This window comes from Pseudomonas sp. P7548 (genome assembly GCF_013386585.1).
Classification (GTDB): domain Bacteria; phylum Pseudomonadota; class Gammaproteobacteria; order Pseudomonadales; family Pseudomonadaceae; genus Aquipseudomonas.
In genome coordinates this window covers 24,696-46,438 of the sequence record NZ_JACARO010000020.1, presented here as the reverse complement: position 1 = coordinate 46,438, position 21,743 = coordinate 24,696, and the positions used below count along the sequence as shown (strand labels likewise).

General features: G+C 61.2%; 15 protein-coding genes and 1 tRNA gene. 12 read left to right on the top strand and 4 right to left on the bottom strand.

What is annotated here, in order from left to right; translation table 11 throughout:
- Positions 1-164: 164 nt before the first annotated feature.
- From HX803_RS11395 to HX803_RS11385, 3 genes are all read right to left on the bottom strand, one after another.
- Positions 165-1,820: a GGDEF domain-containing protein gene (locus HX803_RS11395; RefSeq protein WP_178920610.1), complete on the bottom strand. Its 1,656-nt coding sequence runs from the start codon at positions 1,818-1,820 to the stop codon at positions 165-167.
- A 304-nt stretch (positions 1,821-2,124) separates the two neighbouring features.
- Positions 2,125-2,198 (bottom strand) — tRNA-Cys (locus HX803_RS11390).
- 212 nt (positions 2,199-2,410) lie between these two features.
- Positions 2,411-4,699: an acylase gene (locus tag HX803_RS11385; RefSeq protein ID WP_178920609.1), complete on the bottom strand. Its 2,289-nt coding sequence runs from the start codon at positions 4,697-4,699 to the stop codon at positions 2,411-2,413.
- A gap of 238 nt (positions 4,700-4,937) precedes the next feature.
- Here HX803_RS11385 and HX803_RS11380 point away from each other — a divergent pair, with 238 nt between their 5' ends.
- On the top strand, positions 4,938-5,318 hold the full coding sequence (locus HX803_RS11380) for a fe2+ zn2+ uptake regulation protein (protein ID WP_178920607.1): 381 nt from the start codon (positions 4,938-4,940) through the stop codon (positions 5,316-5,318).
- 1 nt (position 5,319) lies between these two features.
- Here the strand turns inward: HX803_RS11380 and HX803_RS11375 are convergent, their stop codons facing one another.
- Positions 5,320-5,514: a hypothetical protein gene (locus HX803_RS11375; protein WP_176995952.1), complete on the bottom strand. Its 195-nt coding sequence runs from the start codon at positions 5,512-5,514 to the stop codon at positions 5,320-5,322.
- Between the two features lie 403 nt (positions 5,515-5,917).
- Here HX803_RS11375 and HX803_RS11370 point away from each other — a divergent pair, with 403 nt between their 5' ends.
- The 11 genes from HX803_RS11370 to HX803_RS11320 all read left to right on the top strand — a co-directional run bounded on the left by HX803_RS11370 (position 5,918) and on the right by HX803_RS11320 (position 21,721).
- A complete protein-coding gene (locus HX803_RS11370; protein WP_372339907.1) occupies positions 5,918-7,351 on the top strand; it encodes a M91 family zinc metallopeptidase in 1,434 nt (477 codons plus the stop codon).
- Positions 7,352-7,530: 179 nt separating this feature from the next.
- Complete coding sequence (locus HX803_RS11365; protein WP_178920604.1) at positions 7,531-9,525, top strand: methyl-accepting chemotaxis protein; 1,995 nt, start codon at positions 7,531-7,533, stop codon at positions 9,523-9,525.
- A gap of 81 nt (positions 9,526-9,606) precedes the next feature.
- Entirely contained in the window at positions 9,607-10,065 is a 459-nt protein-coding gene (locus tag HX803_RS11360) for an SRPBCC family protein (RefSeq protein WP_178920602.1), read from the top strand.
- Between the two features lie 112 nt (positions 10,066-10,177).
- Positions 10,178-10,624: a DUF411 domain-containing protein gene (locus tag HX803_RS11355; protein WP_178920600.1), complete on the top strand. Its 447-nt coding sequence runs from the start codon at positions 10,178-10,180 to the stop codon at positions 10,622-10,624.
- Positions 10,621-11,064 carry a YqaA family protein gene (locus HX803_RS11350; RefSeq protein ID WP_178920598.1) on the top strand — a complete coding sequence of 148 codons (444 nt, stop codon included), beginning with the start codon at positions 10,621-10,623 and terminating at the stop codon, positions 11,062-11,064. The genes HX803_RS11355 and HX803_RS11350 overlap by 4 nt, the downstream gene beginning before the upstream one ends.
- A gap of 45 nt (positions 11,065-11,109) precedes the next feature.
- On the top strand, positions 11,110-12,111 hold the full coding sequence (locus HX803_RS11345; RefSeq protein WP_178920596.1) for an alpha/beta fold hydrolase: 1,002 nt from the start codon (positions 11,110-11,112) through the stop codon (positions 12,109-12,111).
- Positions 12,112-12,137: 26 nt separating this feature from the next.
- Complete coding sequence (locus HX803_RS11340) at positions 12,138-13,091, top strand: D-2-hydroxyacid dehydrogenase family protein (protein WP_178920594.1); 954 nt, start codon at positions 12,138-12,140, stop codon at positions 13,089-13,091.
- A gap of 495 nt (positions 13,092-13,586) precedes the next feature.
- Positions 13,587-15,140: a glycogen synthase GlgA gene (glgA, locus tag HX803_RS11335; RefSeq protein ID WP_178920592.1), complete on the top strand. Its 1,554-nt coding sequence runs from the start codon at positions 13,587-13,589 to the stop codon at positions 15,138-15,140.
- 19 nt (positions 15,141-15,159) lie between these two features.
- Positions 15,160-16,905 (top strand): malto-oligosyltrehalose trehalohydrolase, encoded by a 1,746-nt coding sequence (gene treZ, locus HX803_RS11330; RefSeq protein WP_178920590.1) that lies wholly within the window; start codon positions 15,160-15,162, stop codon positions 16,903-16,905.
- Positions 16,902-18,986, top strand: a complete 2,085-nt coding sequence (gene malQ / locus HX803_RS11325) for a 4-alpha-glucanotransferase (RefSeq protein WP_178920588.1) — start codon at positions 16,902-16,904, stop codon at positions 18,984-18,986. Before treZ ends, malQ begins: the two co-directional genes overlap by 4 nt.
- Entirely contained in the window at positions 18,983-21,721 is a 2,739-nt protein-coding gene (locus HX803_RS11320; protein WP_178920587.1) for a malto-oligosyltrehalose synthase, read from the top strand. The genes malQ and HX803_RS11320 overlap by 4 nt, the downstream gene beginning before the upstream one ends.
- Positions 21,722-21,743: the final 22 nt, after the last annotated feature.

Sequence of the window (21,743 nt, the reverse complement as noted above, 5' to 3'; positions counted from 1 at the left end):
CGGAGGATGACCGTAGGCGGCTATGGATCATTCAGCTTCTACAATCCGGGTCAGTCACGGCACTGACCAGAGGCGTCATGCGAAGGACGACGCTCACACAAACCGCAGTGAAACGCTGCTTCCTAACTACCAATTCTTTTTTTTGGGACACCACGCAAGCAGCTTTACGCCTGCGCAGCGATACTGGCTTTGCTTTTGAACATGGCGGTGTCGGCCTTGAAAATCAGATCGTCCAGACCTTCGCCATCTTCCGGATACCACGCCACCCCTAGGCTGGCGCTGACCTTGAGCTGGCTGTTTTTCCATGGGATGGGCAGGTTGATGGCATCGCAGATTTCATGGGTGGTGCGCTGGATATCGCCTCTGTGAAGCGCGCCGTCGAGCAGCACTACGAATTCGTCACCGCCCATGCGCGCGGCTATTTCGAACTCGCGAATATTGGATTTGATGGCCGTGGCTACATGGATCAGGATGGCATCGCCTGCCTGGTGGCCAAAACGATCATTGATCTGCTTGAAGTGATTTAAGTCGATATAGCACAGGGCCAGATGTTCTCCATGGCTCTTTGCAGCCAATAGCTTCTGACTAGCAGAGGGAATAAAACTATTGCGATTGGGTAAGCCAGTCAGGCTGTCATAGAAGGCCAGCTTGTGTACTTCCTCTTCGGCCAGTTTGCGCAACTTGATCTCGTTGCGCAGATGACGCTGGGCATTCAACAGAACCAGAGCGAACATCAGGACAAGCACACCGCCGATACTGATCAGCACAATGGTCTTGCGCAGCCGCTCGACGAGTTGTGGCGGGTTTGGATCGTAAATGAAGTTTTCCAGACCGGCGATATTGTCGACCATACCCAGTTCGAGGAAGGTTTCAGCCATTCGTTGCCAACGCCCTGGGTTCATATGACCGATCTCTATCAAGTCAGATACCACCAGCGGGCGCATGGCCTCAGCTTCGAATTGCAAGTGCGCGCGACTTTTCTTCACCGAATACTGATTGAGCAGCAGGTCTATGATTTGCTCGGGGTTATCCATCGCGTAACGCCAGCCGCGCAAGGTAGCGCGGCGGAAGGCCTCGACCCGCTGTGGATTTTCGTCAATCTCTGCCTGGCTGGTGAACAGGATGTCGCTGTAGAAGTCGATCCCATAGGTGACGGGCGAGATGATGTTGTAATCCACGCCCCGCTCTTGCAGGTAGAAGGGCTCGTTGGTCAGGTACGAGTTGAACGCCGCCACCTTACCGCTGGCTAGATCCCCAATTTGAAAGCTGCTGGGTAGAAGTTGCAGTTTTTCGAGGGGTATACCCTCGCTACGGAACATCGCCAGAAAATCAGCATCGGTCTGTGCATCCATCAACATCAACGGCTTGCTGATCAGGTCGTGCACAGTGCGAATACCTTGGTCTGTGCGAGCCACGAGCACGGAAGGCGAATGCTGAAAAATCACCGCCAGCGCGACCAAGGGCTTTCCATGCAGGCGTGCGTAGAGCAATTCACTATTGGCTTCGCCGTATTGGGCACGCCCAGAGAGCACTTCTTCTACTGGTGTGACATGGGGGCCACCCTCGTGCAAGCGCACGTCCAGTCCTTCTTCGCGGTAATAGCCCTTGGCGATTGCGGCATAATAGCCCGCGAACTGGAACTGATGTTTCCAACGCAGCTGTACATCTATCACCTGTTTGGCGCCATTCTGGCGAGGGCCAGGATCAGCCCACGCAGATTGATCCCAAAGCAGCACTAAACACAGCAGCCGGCGCAGCTGAACCAGGAGAAGTCTCTTCGGTGGGCCTAGCGTGTTAGAACAGCAACAGAGGCTGGGCATGATGATAGTCCGGGAATCGCGCTAATCGTTGAGTGTACAAGGCGTGGCGCATCATTCTGACATCAGTCATGCAGGGCAGCAATCGCGCGCCACCTTACCCAAAGCGGCCGTTATCAGCGCTAGAGGCGTGGTTGGTGTTTGCTTCAGAGGTCAGTGATTCACGTGGTGCCCATTTGCGTGAAACGGGGACAGATTCATTAACCCCGTTTGTAACGCCCGCTTCTCGCCGTTAATTGCAAAAGCGATGACAAAACCGCAGGCAATAAAAAACCCCGTAGACGTTAATCTACGGGGTTTCTAAGAGTGGAGGCCGAGGTCGGAATCGAACCGGCGTAGGCGGATTTGCAATCCGCTGCATAACCATTTTGCTACTCGGCCTCAAACGATCAATGCCCTGGTTGCTGGCACTCACCGCATAAAAACTTGAGTGGGCTTTAACAGCCTGCCTCTACTCTAACTCATTGAATACATTGAAGTTTTTAATGCTTCGTTGCGTTCGATGGGCGCCATTATGTACGTATTTGCCAATGCGTGCAACCCCTTGATTTCAAAAATATTTCGTAGGGACATCAAGGGGTTGCGCGGCCGCCCTACTCCTTGATGACCTGCTCCTGGTACTGCGGATCAGCCTTGATCTGGGCGTCGGTAAACGGCAGTGGGCGCAGCTTTTTCTCGGAAAAGGCCTGGGTTTGATCCTTCGCGTATTTCGATGCGGGATCGCTGGACAGTGAGAACGCCAGTACGCCGAGGGCGTTCGGGCCCTTGTCGTCGAAGGTGACGATTTGCAGGTAGCTGCTACCGCTCACGACTTCACGTTTGCCGTCGGCGCGGGGCACGCTTTGCATGGCGTTGTAGATGCCAAGCTCTTGCGGGCCGCCATGGATCGGCGTTTGGCCGCTGACCTGCACGTCGCCCCAACGGCTGTTGGCGGTCAGGCCGTTTTTGGCCACCTCGGCGGTCGAGGCCAGCATGGCTTCACGCAAGGCGTTGGCCACAACTGGGCGGTCGATGGCAAGACCGCGTGGCGTGGTCAGCGGTTGGGCCGGGTCGAAGGCTACGCGCCAGGCATCGGGGATTTGCTGCAGATGCTGCACCAGGTTGATGAAGTGCACCAGGCCCAGGCCGCTGTCGAGGTTGGCGCGCTGGTCCCAGTCCTTGAGGCTGGTGCACAGCGGTTGCAGGGCCACAGCGTCGCTGCCCAAGTGTTTGGCGCAGAACGCGAGCAGGTCAGGCATGACCTGGCTGGCGAGGTACACCTCGTTGTCCATCACCATGTGCTGCAGCGCGGCCACGGTAATGGGCTGCGATTCCAGGGATTGCAGGCGTTGCACAGCGAAGCGTGCACGCGGGCCGAGGCCGATGTGGTCCTGGCTGATCACCGGCGAGAACCCGGTGAGCGGTGCCTTGGGGTTGGCCAGCCATGCCGAGTCGTTGGAGTGCTGCACGTAGTCGGTGCGCTCCAGTTGCGGCAGTTGATCAGCCGGGAAGATACCGGGCTGGGCCGCACGTGGGTTCACGTCCCAAGCGCAGGCGCTGTGGGCGCCGTCGAGCAGGATCAACTGCAAGCCGGCACGCGGATCACTGCACTGCGCCAACTTGGCGGCGCTGACGTTGGGTACCACCGACAGGTTCATGTACAGGCTCTGGCCCTGATCATCCGCCGCCAGGGTGTTGACCCAAGGAATGCCTTGCAGGGTGTGCACCGAGGTTTGCAATTCCTTGAGGCTGGTAGCGCGGTTCATCGCGTACCACTGCTGCAGCACGCGATCATTGCCGAGGTTGGCATCGCGCAGGCTGAACGCGTAGTGGCTGTCCCAATCCAGCTTGCCCGGCCATTGCACCACCGGGCCGAACTGCGAACTGTAGACCGTATGGGCTTGCGCCTTGAGGCTGCCGTCGGGCTGTTTGACCTGCACAGTGACCGGGGTTTTATCCAGCGGGATGGATTTGCCATCCAGCATATAGCGGGTGGAATCCTTGGGATCGAGGGTCAAGCGGTACAGGGTGAAATGCTTGGAGGTGTCGACCGTGTGGGTCCATGCCACGTGCTGATTGAAGCCGATATTGATCACCGGCAAGCCTGGCAATGCAGCGCCCATCACATCCAGCTGGCCCGGGATGGTCAGGTGCATTTCATAAAAACGCATGCCGCCCACCCAAGGGAAATGCGGGTTGGCCAGCAGCATGCCCCGGCCATTGAAGGAACGGTCCCGGCCCACCGCCACTGCGTTGCTGCCACGGTCGAGGGTGAAACGCTGCTGGTTGGCAGCGGCCAGTGCAAAGGCTTTGCTGTCGACCGGCACGCCGGTAGTCGCCTGGGGTGGCGTCGCGCCTACCAGGGCCTCGGCGAATTGCCCGACACCGCCTTCCACCAGCAGCCGACGGGTCAGCTTCACCAAGTCTTCAACCGCCAGTGGCCGTACCCACGCCGCCTGGCACTGCACCGGCGCGCCCTGCTCTTTCAGGTACCGGTTGTAACCCGCGACGTAGCCTTGCATGCGCTGTTGCATCTGCGGGGTTTGCGCGTTCCAGAACGTGGCCACCGCCTGCGGGGTATTGAGCCAGGTGAAGAACACGTCGCTGGCGAGGTTGTTGCGCTCCTCCAGGGTTGCCTGATCGGGGCCGAAGTAACGGGCGCGCTCGCCGTTCACCGTGACCACTTCATTGGCCAGCAGGCACAGGTTGTCCTGGGCATACGCATAGCCGATGCCGTAGCCCAGGCCGCGCTCGTCATTGGCACGAATGTGCGGCACACCGAATGTGGTGCGACGGATATCCGCCGATGCCTGTGCCACCGGCTCAAGCGCCGATGCGGCGAAGCTCACCCCCAGCAACACCCCTGCCATGCACACCCTGGACAACCCATTGGAAATAATCACGCCGACTCCACCGTCAAATTGAACACCCTCACGAGGGGCAACTACCCCACCGTAAGGACGCAATGCACCGGGAATAATTTAGCGGACGGGCACGTTTATTCAGGGCAACCACAAAGTGACAAACCGGATACCGACAAAATTTCTACATCCGGGACTTCATGATTTCTGTCGCTCATACGTCTTACCTAATAAGAGCGCCATCATTTTCCTGATCAGGCTCTGATAAGGAGTTTTTTGCATGTACAACTCGCAACTGCCCACGGACGGACATTCACCGAGCGCCGACGCCAGTTTTGGCAACGGCACACACGCGTTCGGCAAAGCGCCCGAACAGCAAGGCAACCAGCGGATTCGCCATTTGCTCAAGTGTTTCGGTTTGCGCACCAGCCTGATTCGGCTGAAGGTCATCGACGCCCTGCTCACCGCTGCCGACAACCAGCGCACCCTGGGGGTGCGCGGCGTGCACAGCCATTTACTGGAGCTGGGCATTCCGCTGTCGTTTCTCAGCGTGCGTGAAGTGCTCAAGCGCCTGTGCAGCGAGGGCGTGATCACCCTCAATGCCGATAAGAGCTACAGCCTCCATGAAGAGGCTGCCAAAGTGCTCGAAGGTCGCGCCTGAATCAGAAGTGCGGCTTGACCTTGCGGCGCATGATGCCGTTGATCACCACCACGATCACCGCCACGGCAATGGCGATGTACTGGAAGGTTTTTTCGCTGATCACGCCAGTGTTCTGCAGATAGGACAGGCCAAACATGATCGCCAGTACCGACAGGGCGATCAGAATCGAATATTTCAAACGTTGCTTTTGAGTCATGACAGGGTCCTGAAGCTGAAGTATTGGGCCCTTGTGTATCGCCACACACGAAGCACAGAGGCCGGTGCTTAGGTTACATGTTACAGGGCAATGCCCCCTTTGGCTCGCCCCGATCAAAACACGCTTGCTTGTCCATCCTCCCAGTGCAGCAGACCCCGTCGAAATGTTTAGTGTTAAGTGTCTTACGGTATGCGGGAACGTTCTGCGCGTTACGCCCACAGAATTCGCGAGTCTGACGCGCAAAATTCGACAGCGCCGTCAGACCTTTTCCTAAGTTCGACAGAGAGGTTTAATGATGATACTCGCGGGCCCTGCATATTTGGCGGCATCACAACATCGACACACCTCGGGCCTTCCCCCGACATCACCTTACGACACGCCAAAAGACCTGGAGCCTGGCGTCGTGAATTATAAGAACCATGTGCTGCATACCAAAGGCGACGTCGAGATTAAACACGAAGTCGCCTGGGCTCCTGGCGATAAGCCGCAGATCTTGAACAACCGAATCATTGTAAAAACCGGTAATGACGATGACGTCATTCATGTCAGTAAAGGGCCTGGAAACCAGGTTCGGATCACCGTAAACGGCGATGTATTCAACGTTGATTTCGAGAAAAAAAAAGGCCCGCAACCGGGGCTGGCGATCGACTCCATGGGCGGCAACGACAAAATTACGATCGACCAGGATGTAATGCTTCGTGTCGATGTGTACGGGGATGACGGCGACGATGATATTCAAGCGGGAGGCGGAAGAACGCGACTGTACGGTCAAGCTGGCAACGATACGCTGCGCCTGGGCAGCGGCTTGGGCTATGCCGAAGGCAATGAAGGTGATGACACCCTCATCGGCGGCACCGGTAACAGCGTCATGTATGGCAACAATGGCAACGACCGTCTCTACGCGGGCGCGGGGGGAAAACAAAAGCAAAATTACCTGGACGGGGGCAACGGCAACGACCAACTCTTCGCAGGCAACGGGCATAGTGTCCTGCACGGTGGCAACGGTGATGATGAACTTGTCGGGCATGACAGCACGACGTTTTATACCGGTAAAGGCCGGGACAAGATACGAAACAACCACGCCCACGACCGCATTTACGCCAAGATCAACGATGAATTTGACCGCAACAGGGGTTCGTCCTTTACCCCCGTTGCAACCAGCAACGCGGGCGAGCGGGGTTTTACGGTAACCGGCGATGAAAACTTCAAGCAACGCGTGGCCGATGATCTGGAGTTCTTCCGTAGTTCGCCTAATGGTCAGAAGGTCCTCGCCGAGATGGATAAGCTCGCTGACACCAATGGCGCCAGTGTCAGCATCAATCCCATCGGGTTTGGCGCCTCCGGTTACGACTTTGGCAGTAAGGCCTTGGATGCTCTGAGAGCCGCGGGTAAAGGAAAGATTGATTTGTCGGCCGTTGGGCGAATCACCGATGGCGTAGCCGGTTCTCGCGCTGACCGCGGCGTCATTAACTTCGACGAGCCGTCGATCATCGAGGAACATAACGGAAATACGATTATTCCCGTGACAGTGCTCTACCATGAAATAGCCCACGCCTGGAATGGCGCAAAGGGCACCTTCCTGAGAGGGCGCAGCAAAGTCGACGATCCGTCCACCAAGGACGACTCAGACAGCAAAAACTTGACCAATAACTTAGAGTACCAGGCTATTGGTGTACCCAATAGCGCCACACCTTTTGATCTCGATGATGACCCCTCTACCCCGCCCACGACGGTCAACCCGAAGCACTTCACAGAAAACGCTCTGAATGAAGAAATGGGCAAGCCACTACGAAAATTCCACCAGCTTGTCCCTAGCCCGCAGGGTCGAGGCCTGTAACGCCAAAAGTCAGCGCTGCTGCCCTCAAAGAGCGACCCCCTCATCAGAATGAGGCGTCGGCAAACGGCGCCTCGACTTTCTTGTACGAACGTACCTAAAGCTCCTGACACCCAAGCCGATAGCCCTACGAAGCCCCAAGAAAGCCGCGTGAATAATAAACGCTTCGTAAGGACGATCCCATGCCCCCACTGCGCTCCATCCAAGCCCGCTATACCCTGTTTCTGGTGCTGTTCGTCCTGGTGTTATTCGTGTTGACCGTCGTGGGTATCGGCCAGTTGGTCGCGCCCACGCTGCGCCACACCGAAGAACAGGTGGTGCTCAACCGCATCGCCGAGGTGGCCGAACAGATCAAGGGCGAATTGAACAAGGTTCAAGCCCAGCAACGCAGCATCACCCAGACCATTCCCCTGCTCGACAGCGATGCCATCGACAAGGTCCTGCCGGGCCTGGTGGACCAGTATGGCGAGCTGAAAGTCTTCGGCGGCGGCATCTGGCCATTGCCGAACCAGCGCACCCCGGGGCGCAACAAGCACAGCACCTTCTGGCACCGCGATGCATCGGGCAAGCTGACAGTGAACACCTTCTGGAACAGCGACGCCGCGCCCAACTACTACGACCAGAGCTGGTACAAAGGCGGCCTCGCCTCGCCACGTGGCCAGTGTGCCTGGGCGGCGGCCTACAAGGATGACGCCAGCCAGGAGCCGCGCACCAACTGCGCCATGGCGATCCAGCGCGATGGCGCGGCCTACGGCGTTGCCACCATCGACGTGACCCTGGGCTTCTTCAACGAGCTGGTGGCCAGCAAGGAAAAAGACATCGGCGGCCAGATGCTCATCGTCGAGGGCGACGGCAAGATTATCAGCAATAGCTCGCGCATCAACGGCCCGGTGGTGTTGAAAAACATCAGCGAACTGGCCGGCAGTTCGGCGTTTGCCGCACAGGTCAGCGCAGCCCTGGCCCATCGCGACCAGGGCCTGCAACGCAGTGAGTTCGACAACGGCGGCGTGGCCAGCACCTTCTACCTGCGCCCGATCGAAGGCACGCCGTGGTTCCTCGCCACCGCCCTGCCCACCTCGTTGATCACCGCCCAGCGCGACGATGTACTCGGCACCCTGGCCCTGCTGCAAATCCCCATGGTGTTGCTGCTGGTACTGCTCGCGGCCTATGCCATCCGCCAGTTGGTGCAGCGCATGAAGTCGCTGAAGACCAACATCGACGCGCTGTCGGCGGGTGATGCGGACCTGACGCGGCGTATCACCATTCGCGCTGAAGACGAACTGGGCGCCATTGGCCATTCGGTCAACCGCTTTATTGTCTACCTGCAAAACATGATCGGCGAAGTGACCCAGGCCACGGGGGCCATGTCGTCGGGCCTGGAGCAGTTGCAACAGGCCTCGGCGCAGACCAACCGGATCCTGGTGCGCCACGCCTCGGAAACCGACCAGACCGTCACCGCCATCACCGAAATGAGTTCCACCGCCGAGACCGTGGCGCAAAATGCCGCAGAAACCGCGGCCTTCACCCAGCGCGCCAACGAGCACGCCGACCGTTCCCGCGTGGTAGTGGGTGAAGCCTCCACCAGCGTCAGCGCCTTGATCGGCGAAGTCTCCAGCGCCACCCACACCGTGGAAAACATGCGCCAGGACGCTGCGCGCATCACCGAAACCCTCGGCGTGATCGGCGCCATTGCCGGCCAGACCAACCTGTTGGCGCTCAACGCCGCCATCGAGGCGGCACGTGCCGGCGAGCAAGGCCGTGGGTTTGCGGTGGTGGCGGATGAAGTACGCGCCCTGGCGGCACGCACCCAGGCCAGCACGTCGCAGATCAACGAAATGCTGGCGCGCTTGACCACCGGCGTAAGTTCGTCGGTGGCCGCCATGGAAAACACCCAGGCCAGTTGCCAGTCGGCGGCGGATGCGACGGCGCGGGTGAACACCGGCCTGGATGAGATGGCCGGCTCGGTCAGCCACATCAACAACCTCAGCACCCAGATCGCCACGGCGGCCGAGCAGCAGAGCGCGGTAACCGAGGAGATCAACCGCAGCATGGTGCAGATCCGACAAATGGTCGAAGAGTTGGTGCACAGCGGCCATGCCACCGAAAGCAACACCCAGAGCCTGCTGGACGCCAATGGCCGGGTGATTGCATTGATGAGCCGCTTCAAAGTCCGTTGATCAATTGCCTGGAGGCTCCCGTGCAAAGCGCGGGAGTAGGACTATTCTGACATTTCCTAGTCGTCACACAGGAGGTGTGCCATGCGCGCTGCCGAGCAATCGGTCCGCTTGGAGCGGATCAGTCAGGAACGCTTTATCCAGGCCCCCATCGATGCCGTTTATGACTATGTGACCCAGCCTGATCGCTGGCACGAGTGGCACCCCACGTCCCTGAGTGCCGACACCGGCACCACCGGCTCGCTGCCTGCGGGCACGCGGTTTACCGAAATCATCGACCTGTTGGGCGTACGCGTCCCTATGAGCTACCGCGTGCAGATCGCCCGGCGCCCCGGCGAGTTCAAGACCGTGTTCACCTCCCTGGCCGTGGACGGTTCCATCCATTATTTCCTGCAGCCCCATCGCGGAGGCACCCTGTTCAAGCGTGTGTTGACCTACGAGACCGAGCTGCAACTGGCCACCCTGCATGAGCGCATGATCGAGCTGTCGGGCATTGCCCTCGACCAGCTCAAGCACCGCTTGGAAAACGGCCCCTCCGTATAATTTAGAAACATTACCGCCCCACGCGGCATCGTGTGGGAGCTGGCTTGCCTGCGATGACGTCGTCATGATCGCCTCCCTCATGACGACGTTTACCTGACCTACGAGCCCCACCATGAAAACCCCATTGCGCCTGGTCCTGCTTTCCTCCCTGCTGATCCCCTCCCTGGCCCAAGCAGCCGACCTCATTCCCATCGACGTCCACCGCGACGCCAACTGCGGCTGCTGCAAACAGTGGATCAGCCACCTGGAAAACAACGGCTTCAAGGTCAACGACCACGTCGAAGCCGACATGAGCGCCGTCAAGCAACGCCTGGGCGTGGCCCCGCGCCTGGGCTCGTGCCACACCGCCGTGATCGACGGCAAGTTCGTCGAAGGCCACGTGCCGGCCGAACAAGTGCTAGCCCTGCGCAAGCGCCATGATCTGCTGGGCATCGCCGCACCGGGCATGCCCATGGGCTCGCCGGGCATGGAAGTGGAAGGCCGTAGCGAGGCTTACCAGATCATCGGCCTGACCCGCGAGGGCAACGACATGGTGGTGGCTGACTACCCGGCGCAATGATCGCGGGTTACCTGGGGTTATTTTTCGCGGCGTTTGGCGCCGCGACATTATTGCCCCTGCAATCGGAAGCCGTGCTGGTGGGCCTGCTGCTCAGCGGGCATTACAGCCTGTGGCTGTTGCTGGGGGTTGCCACCCTGGGCAACGTGCTGGGGTCGCTGGTGAACTGGTGGCTCGGGCGCTGGGTGGAACACTTCAAGGGCCGACGCTGGTTTCCGGTGAGCGACAGGCAATTGAGCAAGGCGCGCCACCATTACGAGCGCTGGGGGCATTGGACGTTGCTGCTCAGTTGGGTGCCGATCATCGGGGACCCACTGACCCTGGTGGCCGGGGTGATGCGTGAGCCACTGTGGCGCTTCTTGCTGCTGGTTACCCTCGCCAAAGGCGTACGTTACGGCGTGCTCGCCGCCCTGACCCTGCAGTGGGCGTTAATCCCCACTTAATCCCCTCCCAACAGCATCCGAGCACCTTCTCTAGGAGCCCAGCCGATGCCTCTGATCCGTGCTTTCTGCATTGCCGGCCTGCTGACCGCCAGTGCCGCCCCCGCCTTCGCCGCCACCTACGGCCCCGAGCTGCAAGGCTTCCAATACCCGTATCCGGTTGAGCACTTCCAGTTCCAGTCACAGGGTAAAACCCTGCAAATGGGTTATATGGACGTCCCCGCCAAGGGCAAAGCCAATGGCCGCAGCGTGGTGCTGATGCATGGCAAGAACTTCTGCGGCGCCACCTGGCAAGACTCGATCAAAGCCTTGAGCGATGCCGGCTACCGCGTGATCGCGCCGGACCAGATCGGCTTCTGCACCTCCAGCAAGCCCGAGCACTATCAATACAGCTTCCAACAACTGGCCACCAACACCCACCAACTGCTGGAGAAACTCGGCATTCAGAAAGCCACCCTCGTCGGCCACTCCACCGGCGGCATGCTCGCCACCCGCTATGCCCTGCTCTACCCAGCCCAGACCGAACAACTGGCGTTGGTGAACCCCATCGGCCTGGAAGATTGGAAAGCCCTTGGCGTGCCTTACCGCAGCGTCGACCAGTGGTACGAGCGCGAGCTCAAGCTGAGCGCCGAGGGCATCCGCCAGTACGAACTCAACACCTACTACGTAGGCCGCTGGAAGCCCGAATATGACCGCTGGGTGGACATGCTCGCCGGCCTGAATAAAGGCCCGGGGCATACGCTGGTCGCATGGAACTCGGCCTTGATTTACGACATGATCTTCACCCAGCCGGTGTACTACGAGTTCAAGGACTTGCAGATGCCCACCCTGCTGCTGATCGGCACGTCCGACACCACCGCCATCGGCAGTGATATCGCGCCGCCAGCGGTCAAGGCCAGGCTCGGTCACTACGACGTGCTGGGCAAGCAAGCTGCACAGTTGATCCCCCATGCCACCCTGGTGGAGTTCCCAGGCCTGGGGCATGCGCCGCAGATGGAAGAACCGGCCCAGTTTCATAAAGCGCTGTTGCAGGGTTTGAACGCCCTTTAATTCAACCTTTTTCGAGGCACTCGTGAATGTCGGTACAGATCGCAGTCATTGATGATTGGCAGAATGTGGCCAGTGGCGTGGTGGATTGGTCGGTGCTTGATACCGTCGGCCAGGTGCATTTCCTGCACGACTACCCCGCCGATACCACCACGATGATCGACCGTTTGCAGGGGTTCGAGGTGATTTGCGTGATGCGCGAACGCTCCACCTTCGACAAGGCCCTGTTGCAGGGCCTGCCGAAGTTGAAGCTGCTGGTGACCGGTGGCATGCGCAACGCGGCCATCGACATCGCCGCCGCCAAGGCCCTGGGGATCCAGGTGTGTGGCACTGACAGCTATAAACAGGCCGCACCGGAATTGACCTGGGCGCTGATTATGGCCTCCACCCGCAACCTGCTGGCCGAAGCCAACTCCCTGCGTGCCGGCCAGTGGCAAGTTGGCCTGGGCGGCGACCTGTACGGCAAAACCCTGGGCATCCTGGGGTTGGGCAGCATCGGCCAGAAGGTCGCGCAGTTTGCCCAGATGTTCGGCATGCGTGTGATTGCCTGGAGCGAAAACCTCACGCCCGAGCGCGCCGCCGAATCGGGCGTGACCTGGATCAGCAAGAGAGAACTGTTCGAACAGGCCGACATTCTCACCGTGCACTTGGTGCTCAGCGACCGTAGCCGTGGGCTGGTGGATGCCCAGGCCTTGAGCTGGATGAAACCCACCGCCCGCCTGGTGAACACCGCCCGCGGGCCCATCGTGGATGAACAGGCGCTGGTGCAGGCACTGGAAAGTGGCGGGCTGGCTGGGGCTGCACTGGATGTGTACGCCGAGGAGCCACTGCCGGTGGATCACCCGTTCCGCCGCCTGCCCAATGTGCTGGCCACCCCCCACGTCGGCTACGTCAGCGAGCAAAACTACCGCCAGTTCTACCAACAGATGATCGAAGACATCCAGGCCTGGGCCAACGGCGCGCCCATTCGCATGCTCGGCTAGCGCACCATTGCGGGGCGCATGCTTCCTCGTGGCGAGGGAGCTTGCTCCCGTTGGGGCGCGAAGCGGCCCTTTCTTTATTTCAAATACGGGTCTGCTGCGCAGCCCAACGGGAGCATGCTCCCTCGCCACAAAACGCCGCCGTTCAAACCGTGTTTTCAAAGCTGCATATGGTTACAAGTTTTTTGTCCTACAAAATCTTCTCACAAACCCTACACGCTCTAGGATCTGTCCTAGACTGATGACCGATGGGTCCGTTCGAAAACAAAAACCCCGCAAAAAATCGAAACTTTCCAAACCTGCCGTAGGTCCAGTTTTAAGGTAAGGCGAGCACGCGCGTTTGATCGCAGATGCCCGTCCATCCAATCTTTTTCAGCTGAGTGTGCAACTGGCATACGCCTTGCCAGTTTGTACAGTGCTTGTGCGCCTGACCGCAGGATGCGGTCATCGGAGCTAATGGCAGCGGGCCATTAGCCGACAGACATGTGGGAGAGAACTATGATCAGTGCCGCTGTAGATATTCAGGGAGAGCGTGTCAGTCAGCCGGTAGGGGGACCTTCGCTGGTCGACCTGCCCACCACTGTGCGGCCGATCGTGAGTCAGAACCCTAATCGCAAGAAAGTCCTGTTTGTAACCTCCGAGTTTGCCGACCTGGTCAAGACCGGTGGCTTGGGCGACGTGTCCGCCGCCCTGCCCCGCGCCATGGCCCATCTGCACGATGTGCGAGTGCTGATCCCGGGTTACCCGCAGGTGATGGAAAGCGACAACCCGATCCACATTGTCGGCGAACTGGGCGGCCACGCAGCCCTGCCGCCCTGCAAGATCGGGCGCATGGACCTCAAGGACGGCCTGGTCATCTATGTGCTGATCTGCCCCGAACTCTATGAGCGCGAAGGCACCCCCTACGGCGCCAACAACGGCCGAGACTGGCCGGACAACCACATTCGCTTTGCCCGCCTGGGCCTGGCAGCCGCCGACATGGCCGCCAACCTGGCGCAGATTCACTGGTGCCCCGACCTGGTGCACGCCCACGACTGGCCAGCAGGCCTCGCCCCGGCGTATATGCACTGGCGTGGGTCACGCACCCCAACCCTGTTCACCATCCATAACCTGGCCTACCAGGGCGTGGTCAGCCTGGCCTCGACGCCGGAGCTGGGCATCCCGCCCCATGCCCTGCAACAAGAAGGCATGGAGTTCTACGGCAAGATGTCGTTCCTCAAGGCCGGCATGGCGTACTCCAGCCACATCACCACGGTGAGCGCCACCTACGCCCAGGAAATCACCACCCCTGAATTCGGTTGCGGCCTCGATGGTTTCCTCGCCAGCAAGACCCAACAAGGTTTGCTCAGTGGTATCCCCAACGGCATCGATGAAAGCTGGGAAACCTCCACCGACACGCACCTGACCCACAATTTCAATATTGGGGATTGGGAAGGCAAGGCCGTCAACGCCGCCCACGTGCGCGAACTGTTCGAACTGGATGACTCTACCGGCCCGCTGTTCGCCGTGGTCTCGCGCCTGGTGTACCAGAAAGGCCTGGACCTCACCGAAGCCGTTGCCAGCTTTATCGTCGAACAGGGCGGCCAGATCGCGATTATCGGCCGTGGCGAACCGGAAGAAGAACAAGCCATGCGTGAACTGGCCCTGCGCTTCCCGGGCCAGGTGGGCGTGCGCATCGGCTTCAACGAAACCGACGCCCGCCGCATGTTCGCCGGCAGCGACTTCCTGCTGATGCCTTCGCGCTACGAGCCCTGCGGCCTGAGCCAGATGTATGCCCAGCGCTTCGGCTCACTGCCGGTGGCCCGCAATACCGGCGGGCTGGCCGACACCATCGAGAACGGCGTCACCGGGTTCCTGTTCAATGAATCCACGGTAGAGAGCTACGAAGAAGCCCTGAGCCGAGCGTTCAAGGTGTTTGCCAATACCGGGCTGCTCAACGCAATGCGTTGCCGCGCCATGACCCAACCCTTCAACTGGTGCCAGGCGGTCGAACCCTACGCCGAACTGTACGAACAACTGGTGGCCAAGGCCTTGGGGAAATCCGCTAAATAATCAAGGGAGGGCTTCATAGATGCCGTCACGGACTCTGGAAACCTGGCCCCACGGCGCAATCATGCTGGACGCGCAACACACGCGTTTTGCCTTGTGGGCGCCAGACGCATTTTATGTCAGCGTTGAATTGGAAGACGGCAAGTCCATCGCCATGCTGCCCCAGGCAGAGGGCTGGTTCGAAACAGAAATACGCTGCGCGGCGGGCACGCGCTACCGCTACAACATCGACGGCGAAACCGATGTACCCGACCCGGCGTCCAGAGCCCAGGCCACGGACGTTCACGGGTGGAGCCAAGTCGTCGACCCGCTCGCCTATCCATGGCGGCACAGCCAATGGCAAGGCCGCCCGTGGCACGAGGCGGTGATTTACGAACTGCACGTTGGCGCGCTCGGCGGCTATGCCGGCGTGGAACAACACCTGCCACGCCTGGCCGAGTTGGGCGTCACCGCCATCGAGTTGATGCCGTTGGCGCAGTTCCCCGGCGAACGCAACTGGGGCTACGACGGGGTGCTGCCCTACGCACCCCACTCTGCCTACGGCACGCCCGAGCAACTCAAGCACCTGATCGACAGCGCCCACGAACACGGCCTGGCCGTGATCCTCGACGTGGTCTACAACCACTTCGGCCCGGACGGCAATTACCTCGGCCAATACGCCAAGGGCTTCTTTCAGGAAGACGTGCACACCCCCTGGGGCGCGGGCATTGATTTTGACCGCCGCGAAGTACGCGACTTCTTCCTCGACAACGCGCTGATGTGGTTGCTCGAATACCGCTTCGACGGCCTGCGCCTGGATGCAGTGCACGCCATCGACAACCCGGGGTTTCTCAAGGAGCTGGCGCAACGGGTGCGCCAACAAGCCGATATCGGCCGCCATGTGTGGCTGGTGCTGGAAAACGAATTCAATCAGGCGAGCCTGCTGGAGCATGAGTTCGATGCCCAGTGGAACGACGACGGCCACAACGCCCTGCACGTGTTGCTCACCGGCGAAACCGACGCCTATTACAGCGACTTCGCTTCGGACACCACCGCCAAGCTCGCGCGTTGCCTGGGCGAAGGCTTTATCTACCAGGGGCAAGCGACTCGCCACGGCCACCCACGCGGCGAACCCAGCGGGCACCTGCCGCCCAGCGCCTTCGTGCTGTTTCTGCAGAACCACGACCAGATCGGCAATCGCGCCCTCGGCGAACGGCTGCACCAACTCTGTTCGCCCGAGGCACTCAAAGCCGCCACTACGCTACTGCTGCTGTCGCCGATGATCCCGATGATGTTCATGGGCGATGAAACCAACGCCAGCGAGCCGTTCCTGTTTTTCACCGATCACCATGGCGAACTGGCCGAGGCCGTGCGCGAAGGCCGGCGTAATGAATTCGCCGACTTCGCCGCCTTCCACGACCCCGAACGGCGCAAACGCATTCCCGATCCCAACGCCGCGTCCACCTTTGAGCATTCCGCCCCCAGCTTCACCGACAACGACCACACCGCGCTCTATCGCCACCTGCTGCACCTGCGCCACCAGCACATCGTGCCGCATTTGCCCGGCAGCGTTGCATTGGGCGCACAGGTGCTGGCCGACGGCGCCGTCACTGCGCGCTGGCGCCTGGGCAACGGCAGCCTGTTGCAAATCGACCTCAATCTGAGCGAAGCGCCCGTGACTCACCCTGCGCCGTCCCACCTGCTATTCGAAACGCGCGCCCATGACCCGGCCCTGCTGGCGCCGTTCAGTGCGCGCGTAGCCCTTTTCCCTGTTGGAGAGCACCCTTGAGCGAAGCGAACCTGGAAATCCTCGCCAGCCGCGCGGGCCTGGCCGTCGATTGGATCGACGCAAACGGCCGCCCGCAGCACGTGAAGCCCGACGCCCTGCGTGCGGTCCTCAAAGGCCTGGGCCACCCAGCCGATACCGATGCCGAGATCGACGCCAGCCTGCTCGAACTGGAACAGGTGCAACAGAACAAACACCTGCCGCCTTTGATGACCATCGACAGCGGCGAAGGGCTGGACCTGGCGCGCTACTTCGAACCCGACACCCTGTGCCGGGTCAATCTCGAAGACGGCGAAACCCTAGAGCTGCGCCTGGACGGCAACGCCGTGTTGCCGGGCGTCATTGCTCTCGGGTACCACCAAGTACACATCAGCGACCAGGTCTTCACCTTGGCCGTGGCCCCCACCCATTGCTACAGCGTGGCTGAAGCGGTGGACAGCCGCCCCGCCCGGGCCTGGGGCCTGAGCGCCCAGTTGTATTCGTTGCGTCGCCTCGGCGATGGCGGCTTCGGCGACACCCTGGCCCTGGAGCACCTGGCGCGCTCGGCCGCCGAGCGCGGTGCCGATGCCCTGGCGATCAGCCCGATGCACGCGATGTTCAGTGCCGACCCGAACCGCTACAGCCCTTACTCACCGTCCAGCCGCCTGTTCCTCAACAGTCTTTACGCGTCACCGGGCTGCATCCTGGGCGAGCGCGAGGTGCGCAACGCCATCGATACCGCCGGTCTCGCCGATGAGCTGCACACCCTGGAACAGCACACCCTGATCGACTGGCCTGCCGCCGCGAAGGCCAAGCAACGCTTGCTGCGCACGCTGTATGAAGACTTCCGTCACGGCGAGCATCCGCAACATGCCGACTTCCTGAGCTTTCGCCAAGCCGGTGGCGAGGCCCTGGAAAATCACTGTCGCTTCGAGGCTGTGCAAGCTCAGCGTGCGGCCGCCGGTGAAGATCTGGACTGGCGCCACTGGCCAGACGCCTGGCGTAATCCGCAGAGCGCGGCACTGACTCAATTCGCCGAAGACAACCGCGATGAAATCGGCTATTTCGCCTTCAGCCAATGGCTGATCGCCCGTAGCCTGGAACGTGCGCAGCAAGCCGCCCGCGGCAGCGGCATGGGCGTGGGCCTGATCGCCGACCTGGCCGTGGGTGCCGACGGCGGTGGCAGCCAAGCCTGGAGCCGCCAGGATGAGCTGCTGGCCGACCTGACCGTGGGCGCGCCGCCGGACATTCTCAACCGATCGGGCCAAGGCTGGGGCATCTCCGCGTTTTCCCCGGAGGGCCTCAAACGCAACGGCTTCCGCGCCTTTATCGAAATGCTGCGGGCCAACTTCGCCCACGCGGGCGGCCTGCGCATCGACCATGTGATGGGCCTGCAACGCCTCTGGGTGATTCCCATGGGCGCATCGCCCCGGGAAGGCGCGTACCTGTATTACCCGGTGGATGACCTGCTGCGCCTACTGGCCCTGGAATCCCACCGTCACCAGGCCATCGTCCTTGGCGAAGACCTGGGCACCGTGCCCGATGGCCTGCGCGAAAAACTCAGCGGCCGCTCGATCCTCGGCATGCGCGTGCTGCTGTTCGAACAGAACCATGACGGCCAGTTCAAGCCGATCCTCGACTGGCCGGACAACGCCCTGGCCACCACCAGCACCCACGACTTGCCCACCCTCAACGGCTGGTGGCACAGCCGCGATATCGAGTGGAACATCCAGCTGGGTTTGATCGACGCGCCCACGGTGGAGCAATGGAGCGAACACCGCCTGCGCGAACGCCAGGCGCTGCGCCAGGCCTTGAGCCAGGACCCACAGAACTTCGTCGATGAGATCCGCAACGACACCGACCACATGATCGATGCCAGCGTGCGCTACCTGGGCCACACCCGTGCGCCGTTGGTATTGCTGCCACTGGAAGACGCGCTCGGCATCGAGGAACAGGCCAACCTGCCCGGCACCCTCGACACTCACCCCAACTGGCGCCGCCGCCTGCCGGGTGAAGCCGCCAGCCTGCTCGACAACGACAGCGCCGCGCGCCGCCTGGAACTGCTGGCGGTGGCGCGTAACCAGGCCCACGAGCGTGACCGATGAAGGCCCTGCCGCTGCGCGCCACCCAACGCTTGCAATTTCATAAAGGCTTTACTTTGGACGACGCGGTGCCGCTGGTGCCGTACTTTGCCAGACTCGGCATCAGCCACCTGTACGCCTCACCGTTGCTCAGTGCCCGTGCGGGCTCCATGCACGGCTACGACGTGGTCGACCCCACCACCGTCAACCCGGAGCTGGGCGGCGAACCGGCCTTGCGCCGCCTGGTCGCGGCGCTGCGTGAACACGAGATGGGGCTGATCCTCGACATCGTGTCCAACCACATGGCCGTGGGCGGCGCCGACAACCCATGGTGGCTGGACCTGCTGGAGTGGGGGCGCCTGAGCCCCTATTGCGAGTTCTTCGATATCCAGTGGCACTCGCCCGACCCACTGCTCAAAGGCCAGTTGCTGATGCCATTCCTCGGCAGCGACTACGGCGAAGCCCTGCAAACCGGCACCCTGGCCCTGGCCTTCGACGCCGCCCAGGGTAGTTTCTACGCGGCACACTACGAACACCGCTTCCCCATCTGCCCTCGGGACTACGCGATGATTCTGGGCAGCGACCCGTTGCTCAACCCCCTGGCCGAACGCTTCGCCGCCCTCGCCTACCAAGATGACGCTTACCACGAGGCGGCATGGCTCAAGCAAGCGCTGGCGGAGCGCGCCACCGAAAGCGACGTGCTGCGCGCCATCGAGCAGCAGCTGAGCACGTTCGACTTCGACCGCCTGCATGCATTGCTCGAACAACAGACCTATCGCCTCGCCAGCTGGCGCACGGCGGCGGACGACATCAACTGGCGGCGCTTCTTCGACGTCAACGAACTGGGCGGCCTGCGGGTCGAGCGCAGCGCGGTGTTCGAGGCCACCCACGGCAAGATCTTCGAACTGATCGGCGAAGGCCTGGTGGACGGCCTGCGCATCGACCATATCGACGGCCTCGCCGACCCTCGGGGTTACTGCCGCAAATTGCGTCGTCGTGTCGACACGCTTTCACCCGAACGGCACCTGCCGATCTTCGTGGAAAAAATTCTTGGCGAAGGCGAAACCCTGCGCACTGATTGGCAGGTGGACGGCACCACCGGCTACGAGTTCATGAACCAGCTGTCATTGCTGCAACATGACCCGCAAGGCTTTGAGCCGCTGGCCGAGTTATGGACACGCCACAGCGAACGCCCTTCGGCCTTTATCGAAGAAGCGCGGTTGGCCCGCCAGCAAATCCTCAACGGTTCCCTCGGCGGCGACTTTGAAAGCGTGGCCCAGGCCCTGCTGCAAGTGGCCCGTGACGATGTCATGACCCGCGACCTGACCCTGGGCGCGATCCGCCGTGCGTTGCAGGAACTGATCGTGCACTTCCCCGTTTACCGCACTTACATCAGTGCCCGGGGGCGCAGCGCCGATGACGACACGGTGTTCCAACAAGCCCTCGAAGGCGCACGCAGCACACTGAACGAAGGCGACTGGCCGGTGCTCGCCCACCTGGAGCAGTGGCTCGGCGGCCAGCCCTGGCGCAACCGGCCGGTGGGTCGCGAACGCAAGATCCTCAAGCATGCTTGCGTGCGCTTCCAGCAACTGACTTCACCCGCTGCGGCCAAGGCCGTGGAAGACACCGCGTTCTATCGCTCGGCGGTGCTGCTGTCGCGCAATGACGTGGGCTTCAGCACCGAGCAGTTCAGCGCGCCGCTGGATGACTTTCACGCTATCAACGCACAACGTCTGCAGACCTTCCCCGACAACCTGCTGGCCACTGCCACCCATGACCACAAACGGGGCGAAGACAGCCGCGCGCGCCTGGCCGTGATCAGCGAATGCGCGCCGTGGTACGTCGAGCAGGTGGAGCAGTGGCGCACCCTGGCAGCGCCGTTGCGCGAATCTGCCGACAGCCCTTCGGCGGGTGACGAGCTGATCCTCTATCAAGTGCTGCTGGGCAGTTGGCCTCTGGAATCAAGCCCGGACCTCAAGGCTTATCATCAGCGTCTGTGGCAATGGCAACAGAAAGCCCTGCGCGAAGCCAAGTTGCAGAGCAGTTGGAGCGCCCCCAACGAGGCCTACGAAAAAGGCGTCGAAACATTCCTCACGCGCCTGCTGCTGGGTGACGAAGGCCAGGCCCTGCGCGCCGCCATCGCCGCCGCTGCCCAAACCATCGCCCCGGCCGGCGCGCTCAACGGGCTGGCGCAAACCTTGCTTCGCCTCACGGTGCCAGGGGTGCCGGACCTGTACCAGGGCGCCGAGTTCTGGGACTTCAGCCTGGTCGACCCCGACAACCGTCGCCCAGTGGATTTCGACGCACGGCAACGTGCGCTCAACAGCCCACCGGACATCGGCGAACAGTTGTCGAACTGGCAGGACGGGCGTATCAAACAGGCGTTGATCGCCGGGGGATTGGCCGTGCGCAAGGCCCACCCTGAACTGTTTCGCAACGGGCGCTACCTGCCACTGGAGGTGGTGGGCAAACACGCCGATCACGTGGTCGCGTTTAGCCGTGAGCATCAAGGCAAACAGCTGCTGGTGGTGGTGCCGCGCTGGCCTCATCGCTTGCTTGAAAACGGTGTGCAGCCCCACATCCATGCGCAGGTTTGGGGCGATACACGGGTGAAATTACCGTTCGCCACCACAACCCAAAACTGGAAGGGACTTTTTCATACGGCCGCAGTCACACCAGACAAGGAGCTGCTGATCAGCACTGCCCTGGGGGATTTCCCGGTCAATGTCTTTATCAATCCTGATGATCAAGAAAGCTGAACATTTTCTGTGAGGAGCATTG